Origin of the sequence: Streptomyces spiramenti, from assembly GCF_012034385.1 — a bacterium.
Lineage (GTDB): Bacteria > Actinomycetota > Actinomycetes > Streptomycetales > Streptomycetaceae > Streptomyces > Streptomyces spiramenti.
On sequence record NZ_JAAVJB010000442.1, the window covers coordinates 1 to 1,527 of the forward strand.

1 protein-coding gene is annotated in these 1,527 nt (G+C 71.8%); it reads left to right on the forward strand.

Features of this window, described 5'->3' with window-relative positions; all coding sequences use genetic code 11:
- On the forward strand, positions 1-1,527 hold a 1,527-nt coding region (locus HCJ92_RS24030), incomplete at both ends, for a polyketide synthase dehydratase domain-containing protein (protein WP_209311539.1).

Consider the following 1,527-nt stretch of genomic DNA (forward strand, 5'->3'; position numbering starts at 1 on the left):
AGGGGGTGGAGCACAAGCCGGCGAAGCTGCCGTTGATCTCGACGCTGACCGGTGAGCCGGAGTCGGTGTTCGGGTCGGAGTACTGGGTGCGTCAGGTGCGGGAGTCGGTGCGGTTCGCCGATGCCGTCGCCGCCGCGCAGGTGCAGGGGGTGACGCGGTTCCTGGAGATCGGACCCGACACCACCCTCACCGCCCTCGCCGCCGGCAGTGTCGAGGGGACGGTCGTCGCCACGAGCCACCGGGAGCACGACGAGACGACCGCGTTGATGGCCGCCATGGCGGCGCTCCACGTCGACGGCTGGTCACCCGACTGGACACAGCTCCTCGCCCAGTACCGTCCGGCCTACATCGATCTGCCCACCTACCCCTTCCAACGCCAGCGGTACTGGCTCCACAGCGGAGTCGCCACACCGGAGGGCACCGGCGGCCACCCGTTGATCGCCTCGGCCACGCGAGTCGCGGATACCGGGGACCTGCTGTTCACCAGCAAGCTGTCGACCGCGACGCATCCTTGGCTGGCCGACCACGCGGTGGGCGGCGCGGTGATCGTCCCCGGCACCGCTCTCGTCGAGCTGCTGATCCCGGCCGGCGACGAGGCAGGGCTCGGCCGCATCGACGAACTGACGCTGGAGGCACCGCTGGTGCTGCCGGAGCGGATGCCCGTGGAGCTGCAACTCGCGGTCCGTGCTCCGGGGGGCGACGCCCTGGATGGGAAGCGCCAGTTCACCATGCACTCGCGTCCGGACGGCTCCGGCCCCGAGGCCCCGTGGACCCGGCACGCGACCGGGGTGCTGGCAACTGCCGGTGCCGAGGAACCGTTCGAGCTGACACAGTGGCCGCCGAAGGGCGCCGAACCGGTCCAGCTGGACGGCTTCTACGACCGGCTGGCCGACGACGGCCTCGCGTACGGTCCGATGTTCCGCGGCCTGCGGTCCGCCTGGACGCTGGCCGACGAGGCATACGCGGAGGTGGCCCTGCCCGACCAGGCACTCGACGAAGCGGGTGCGTACGGCCTCCATCCGGCGCTGTTCGACGCCGCGTTGCACGCCATCGGCGTCAGCGGTGCCGCTTCGGGAGAGCCGGTGCTGCCGTTCGCGTGGACGGGTGTGGAACTGCACGCCGCCGGAGCATCCTCGGTTCGGGTCCGGGTCGCGCCGGCAGGCAACGGGGCGGTCTCGCTCCGGATCGCGGACAGCGACGGCAAGCCGGTGGCGACCGTGGAGGCGCTGCACGTGCGACCCGCCTCCGGTCTGAACGCCTCCGCCGCCCCCGCCTCCGGCATCACCGACGCCATGTTCACCGTCGGTTGGGAGACAACGGAACTGACCCAGGCCGACCAGGCACAGCCGGAGCTCTTCCGGGTTCTGCGCGCGGGGGGTGAGGCCGTCGGTCGTGCTCCCGCGGATGTGCGGGGTGAGGTGTCTCGGGTGCTGGGTGTGGTGCAGTCGTGGTTGGCGGAGGGTGCCGCGGATGCTCGTCTGGTGGTGTTGACGCGGGGTGCGGTGGCGTTGCCGGGTGAGGATGTGG